The 6,047-nt window shown below is 61.9% G+C and carries 8 protein-coding genes; 5 read left to right on the plus strand and 3 right to left on the minus strand.

Translation table 11 applies throughout. The features are described 5' to 3' along the window. Nucleotides 1-350: 350 nt before the first annotated feature. The 4 genes from gatC to WBV42_RS10900 all read left to right on the plus strand — a co-directional run bounded on the left by gatC (nt 351) and on the right by WBV42_RS10900 (nt 3,177). Entirely contained in the window at nt 351-629 is a 279-nt protein-coding gene (gatC, locus tag WBV42_RS10885; protein WP_066143567.1) for an Asp-tRNA(Asn)/Glu-tRNA(Gln) amidotransferase subunit GatC, read from the plus strand. Beyond that, entirely contained in the window at nt 626-1,891 is a 1,266-nt protein-coding gene (gene gatA / locus WBV42_RS10890) for an Asp-tRNA(Asn)/Glu-tRNA(Gln) amidotransferase subunit GatA (RefSeq protein WP_423986047.1), read from the plus strand. Before gatC ends, gatA begins: the two co-directional genes overlap by 4 nt. 216 nt (nt 1,892-2,107) lie before the next feature. Then, on the plus strand, nt 2,108-2,425 hold the full coding sequence (locus WBV42_RS10895; RefSeq protein WP_423986048.1) for a cupin domain-containing protein: 318 nt from the start codon (nt 2,108-2,110) through the stop codon (nt 2,423-2,425). 86 nt (nt 2,426-2,511) lie between these two features. Then, a complete protein-coding gene (locus tag WBV42_RS10900; RefSeq protein ID WP_423986049.1) occupies nt 2,512-3,177 on the plus strand; it encodes a bacterio-opsin activator domain-containing protein in 666 nt (221 codons plus the stop codon). Nucleotides 3,178-3,183: 6 nt separating this feature from the next. Here WBV42_RS10900 and WBV42_RS10905 read toward each other — a convergent pair whose 3' ends face one another. Both WBV42_RS10905 and WBV42_RS10910 read right to left on the minus strand, forming a co-directional pair. Then, nucleotides 3,184-3,534 carry a helix-turn-helix transcriptional regulator gene (locus WBV42_RS10905; protein WP_423986050.1) on the minus strand — a complete coding sequence of 117 codons (351 nt, stop codon included), beginning with the start codon at nt 3,532-3,534 and terminating at the stop codon, nt 3,184-3,186. Between the two features lie 25 nt (nt 3,535-3,559). Then, on the minus strand, nt 3,560-4,261 hold the full coding sequence (locus WBV42_RS10910) for an NRDE family protein (RefSeq protein WP_423986051.1): 702 nt from the start codon (nt 4,259-4,261) through the stop codon (nt 3,560-3,562). Nucleotides 4,262-4,352: 91 nt separating this feature from the next. Here WBV42_RS10910 and WBV42_RS10915 point away from each other — a divergent pair, with 91 nt between their 5' ends. Next, nucleotides 4,353-4,964 carry a CHRD domain-containing protein gene (locus WBV42_RS10915; protein ID WP_423986052.1) on the plus strand — a complete coding sequence of 204 codons (612 nt, stop codon included), beginning with the start codon at nt 4,353-4,355 and terminating at the stop codon, nt 4,962-4,964. A gap of 9 nt (nt 4,965-4,973) precedes the next feature. Here the strand turns inward: WBV42_RS10915 and WBV42_RS10920 are convergent. Further along, on the minus strand, nt 4,974-6,047 hold a 1,074-nt coding region (locus WBV42_RS10920), incomplete at its 5' end, for a class I adenylate-forming enzyme family protein (RefSeq protein ID WP_423986053.1).

The raw sequence follows: 6,047 nt of genomic DNA on the forward strand, positions 1-6,047 counted from the left end.
CATCGTTGTTGCTCGTCGGCTCGCGTTTTGGTTTGCTCACCGGTGGTTTCGGTTTCGTCAGTCGGTCGGGTACGTGTATCAGTCATGGCGTACTATCAGGAGAGAGAGGGTCGATGGTGCACTACGAGAGTGAGAGAATCGATAGACATATCTCATAGGACCTACACCGTCTTAACTCCAGTGGCAAAAACACCCATTTTCCCGGGGCGTAAACTGGTGTTTTATCGGAGATGGCACGGGAAGAATGCAGTATTCGATTTTCTCGCACGACTCCGCTGATGGCCTTCTTTATCAGCCATTCGGCAGTGAGTATCGAAACCCTTACCGCTCGTCCGAGGGTTCATGAACACATGAGCGACACGCCTCCCGGACCGGACGAGGTTCGGTACGTCGCACGGTTGGCCCGCGTCGGGGTTTCCGACGAGGAAGCCGAGCGATTTGCCGAACAGTTCGCGGATATTCTGGGTTACTTCGAAACGCTGGACGAGGTACCCGAGGTCGAACGCGAGGACGACCTCGTCAACGTCATGCGCGAGGACGAGGTTCGAACCAGCCTCGACCAGGCCGATGCGCTGGAAAACGCACCGGAGACCGAAGACGGCTACTTCAAAGGACCCAACGTCTCATGAGCGACATATTCATCACCGAGGAAACCATCGACGGTGCGGACGACGGCCCGCTCGCCGGAAAAGCCGTCGCCGTCAAGGACAACATAAGTACGAAAGGAATCCGGACGACGTGCGGGTCGGCCATGTTGGAGGAGTACGTCCCGCCCTACGACGCGACCGTCGTCACGCGGTTGAAGGACGCCGGGGCCACCATCGTCGGCAAGGCCAACATGGACGAGTTCGGGATGGGAACCACGACCGAAACGTCAGCCTTCGGCCCGACGGAAAACCCGGTCGCGGAGGGTCACGTCGCAGGTGGCTCCTCCGGCGGCAGCGCGGCCGCCGTCGCGGCCGGTGAGGCCGACCTCTCGCTCGGGACGGACACGGGTGGCTCGATTCGCTGCCCCGCCGCGTTCTGTGGCGTGGTCGGCATCAAACCCACCTACGGACTCGTCTCGCGGTACGGACTCGTCGCCTACGCGAATAGCTTGGAGCAGGTCGGTCCAATCGCACCGACGGTCGAGGAGGCCGCTTCCCTGCTCGACGTCATCGCCGGGCCGGACGACCACGACGCGACGACCCGCGAGGAAGGCGCGGACGCCGACTACGCGAGCGCCGCAGACGGCGACGTGGACGGCCTCGATATCGGCGTCCCGACCGAACTCGTGGAGGGTGCGGACGAGGGCGTCGTTTCCCGCTTCTGGGACGCCATGGACGAACTCGAATCGCAGGGAGCGACGGTCCACGAAGTGTCCCTCCCGTCGATCGAACACGCCGTCGAAGCCTACTACGTCATCGCCATGTCCGAAGCCTCCTCGAACCTCGCCCGGTACGACGGGGTTCGTTACGGCGAGTCCGGAGGCTACGACGGCAACTGGAACGAGACCTTCGCCGAGACGCGCGAGGAGTCGTTCGGCGACGAGGTGAAACGACGCATCCTGCTCGGCACCTACGCCCTCTCGGCCGGGTATCACGACAAGTACTACAAGAAAGCACAGGACGCCCGCTCGTGGCTCAAGGGCGATTTCGACGACGCCTTCGAGGACGTGGACGTGCTCGCCAGTCCGACGATGCCGACGCCGCCGTTCGAACTCGGCGAGAGTCTGGACGACCCGCTCCAGATGTACCTCGCGGACGCGAACACCGTCCCCGTCAACCTCGCCAACCTCCCCGCGATTTCCGTCCCGGCGGGCGAAACCGACGGTCTCCCCGTCGGCGTGCAGTTCATCGGGCCGAAGTTCGGCGAACAGCGCGTGATCCGGGCCGGAAGCGCGTTGGAGTAACGAACCGTTTCGGGTTTTTTCGGGAGACAGTCACGCCGGTTCGTAAGACGATGATCGAGGAGAGAAATCGTTTGGAAACCTGTTGACACGTGTCCAGTTTCACCGGGACGTCAACTGTGCCGCTATCGAACTCCACCATTCGACGGCAGAATAAAACGGATGATAAACTAGAAACCATATTATAGTATAAACAACCTATTATTCGATGCGATTCCGATGATAGTCAAAGCAGAAGACGCGGAGACGAACGAATTTCAAGGCGTGCAGTTCGACGTGCTCGCGGTCGGCGACGAGTCGATGGTGACGAAGATGCACTTCGAAGAGGGCAACGATGTTCCGCCGCACAGCCACGAAAGCGAACAGATCGGATACGTGATGTCGGGGACGTATCGAATCCACATCGGAGACGACGAGGAAACGATAGAGACCGGGGACAGTTATTCGATACCGGGTGGCGTCGAACACAGCTACGAGATAATCGATTCCGGGGAAATCATCGACGTCTTCTCGCCACCGCGAGAGAATTATCTGTGAGGATGTAGCGACAGTAGTCGAGGGTGAAACGGACGACGTGAAATCTCCGCCAACGCTTATTTCTTTCCGGCAGTTCGATTGTCCGTATGGTAGGTACCGTCGTCGAAGTCGAGATTCCAGCCGACGAATTCGCGCTCTGGGAAACGTTGACGGAGCACGAAAACCTCGAATTCGAGATCGAGCGCGTCGTTGCACACGAGAGCGATAGGGTGATGCCGTTCGTCTGGGCGAGCGGCGGGGAAGGAGACATGGAATCGATCTTGGAGGAGGACACGAGCGTCGAAAACCTGCAGTTGCTCGCGGACTTGGACGAAGAACAGTTGTACCAGATGGAGTGGACCGACCACATCCAAACGCTCATTCATATCCTCGTGGACGAGGAGGCAACCGTCCTCTCCGCGTCCGGGAACAGCAACCACTGGCATCTCCGCATTCTCTTTCCGGACCGGAACGCGTTGTCGGACACCTACGACTACTGCCGTGAAAACGACCTCACGCTCGACATTCGGAATATCTACGAGTTAGAACAGGGTCGGAAGGGACGGTTCGGCCTCACCGACGAACAACAGGACACGCTCACGCTCGCGTTCGAACGTGGCTACTACGATATTCCCCGGGAGGCGTCGGCCGAAAACCTCGCCGACGACCTCGAAGTGTCACACCAAGCCATCTCCGAGCGACTGCGGCGCGGTCACCGCAGCCTCGTGAAAAACACGCTCATAATCGGACGAAACGCCGACGAACCGCAGTAAAATCGATTATTCCTCGTACGCGAGGTTCATGATCCACTGCGAGAAGGCGTCGCTCTCGGGATCGATTTCCTCCTCCCCGATAAACGGCGAGAGCATGTCGCCCGCCATCAACAGCGAGAAATCGAGGTCCTTCGCGGCGGGCGTGATGAAGTAGGTGTTGTGCCCCTCGTAGACGGTCTCCTGTCGCTGGACGAACCCCTGTCGCTCCAATGACTCCACGATTCGACTACCCTTGCGCGACGAGACATCGAGGTTTTTCCAGAAGTCGCTCTGGTGGATACCGCCGCTCTCGCGGACGAGTTCGAGGCCGTTGTACTCGTCCTCAGTGAGGTCTTCCTCGGACGTTGCCGTGCTCATGTTCAATACAGGGACGGGTGGGCGTTTAAATGTGACTTTCCACGTTATCGTACGGGGTTTCACAAGGAGGGCCGTCGGCGAACTCGTAGCTCCCGGTGCCGTCCTCGAACACGGTGACGATGGACGACGAGCGGGTTCCGTATCCGTCGCCGTGGACGCAGACGCCGATGTCGTGATTTCGGAGGGTGTCCTTCGCCGATGCTCGCCATTCGGGGAGCGACGGCGGGTCGTCCGCGGTCACGTCGACGCGCGGCAGAATCCGTTCGGATTTCGGGGCGTTCGCGTCGAATCCTCGGTTGACGACGACGTGGACGCCGGGATCGAGTCGCGTCGTTTCGAGCGCGCCGTCCCACTCCAGGAGGGTCGCCTCGTTCGCGTCCGCGAGCAGGAGGTTGAATCCGGCGTATCGGTGTTCGTCGAGTTCACCGGTGACGAACTCGCGGGCGGATGCGGCCGACTCGTGAGCCAGCGTGTCGCGTACCAGCAGGCCACGGGAGCGCTCGCCCTCCAGTTCGACCCAGCGGTTCGTCACGCCGACGAACAACCCCGAATCGTTGTACCCGATCCACGTGCCGCCCGCCTCCTCGTCCTGCGGGGCGACGACCGTCGGATCCCGGTCGAGCACCCTTGGCGGGCGGGAAGGCCGACCGAACGCTTCGTCACGGTTCGCGGCCGCGACGACGGGTGCGTCCTCGAAAACCTGCCACGCAACGATGAGTGTACACACGTGGAGAGGTTGGTCTCGATTCGATAAAAGGCTTCGTCGGCCCCGCCGTTTATGCGAATCCTCGTCGTGACTACCCCGGGGAGTTTCGAACATGACATACAGACGCGATGTACTGAAGACCGGCGCGACGTTGGGGGTCGGGATGGGAGCGCTCGGAACCGGCGTCGGGTCCGCACAGATGAGCGGCAGTCCGTCGTTCAGCACGGGCGAGATGACGGGCGAAAATCAACCGAAGAACGTCGAAGCGAACGCCGACGGAGTAGCAATGTTCACCCAGGCCGGGGAGAACGTCCGGTACGTCCTGCTCGTCTCTAAACTGGAGGACGTCACGGAAGCACACATCCACATGGGCCGGAAGGGACAGATCGGGGCCGTCGTCGTCTGGCTGTATCCGAGTCCGAAAGCGACCGACGGACAGCAGTTCTCCGGCGAGTTCAACGGCGTGCTCGCGTCGGGAACGTTCGATTCGAGCGACCTCGTCGGGCCACTGAAAGACGAACCGCTAACACAGCTGTCGAGCGTCATCCAGACCGGGGAGGCGTACGTCAACGTCCTCACGAAGCAGTATCCCGAGGGGGAGATTCGGGGTCAGATATCGCCGGTTTCGAACGCCGAGGCGAAATTCAAGGAAAACCTCGACGTGAGCACGGGCAACGGTTTGGGAATCCAGCGCTCCGTGAGTCTGCAGATACAACAATCGTAAAATCGCCGATCACCGGAACCGCTCGCGAACCGCCTCGCGGTCGATGGTTCCGGAGGTCGTCCTGGGGAGTTCGACAGCGATGTCGAGAAGCCGCGGGTGTTTGTACCCGGCGAGGCGACCATCGCAGAACTCGCGCACCGAGTCCAACGTCACGGACGTCTTGGCGACGGGAACGACCAGCGCCGCGATTCGCTCGCCCCACTCGTCGTCTTCGACGCCAACGACCGCGACTTCCGACACGTCGGGGTGGTCGCGGAGTACGTCCACGACTTCGCCGGGATGGACGTTCTCGCCGCCGGTGACGATGCGGTCGGCGCGGCGGTTCAACACCCAGAGACGGCTACCCTCGTCGCGGTAGCCGACATCGCCCGTCCGAAGGCCGTGCTCGCCGAACGCTTCGTCAGTCGCTTCGGGATTACCGTAGTAGCCAGCCATCACGGTCGGTCCGGAGACGACGAGTTCGCCGGGTTCCCCGGTCGGTGCGAGCGTCCCGTCGTCGCGGACGACGGAGACGTCCGTGAACACGAGTGGTCGACCGACCGTTCCGAGGTGTGAAACCGCTTCGTCGGGGGTCGCGGTGGCTATCTGCGAGGCGGTTTCGGTCATGCCGTAGGTCGGGCAGACCGGCACGTCGCGCTCCGAACACTCCGCGATGAGGTCGTCGCGGGCGGGTGCACCGCCGAGGAGGACGAACCGAAGCGAGTCCGCGAGGTTTCCCTCGTCCAGCAACCGCCGGAGCATCGTCGGAACGAGCGAAATCCCGGTCGCCTTGTACGTCCGGAGGAACGAACGGGTGTCCTCGGCGTCGAAGCCTTCCTGCACGACGACCGTCGTTCCGTACAGCGCGGAGCGCAGGAGCGGTGCAAGGCCACCCATGTGGTACGTCGAGAGACAGAGGTGCCAGCGGTCGCCCGGGAGGACGCCGAGGCGGAACGCCGAGGCGGTCGCGCTGGCGTACAGGTTACCCATCGTGAGCGTGACGGCTTTCGGGTTGCCGGTGGTCCCCGACGTGAACAGGAGGACCTGCGGGTCCGCACGCGACCACTCCGCACGTTCGAACTCCTCCCCCTCACAAGCCGAAAG

This window comes from Haladaptatus sp. (genome assembly GCF_049589095.1).
In the GTDB taxonomy this organism is placed as follows: Archaea; Halobacteriota; Halobacteria; order Halobacteriales; family Haladaptataceae; genus Haladaptatus.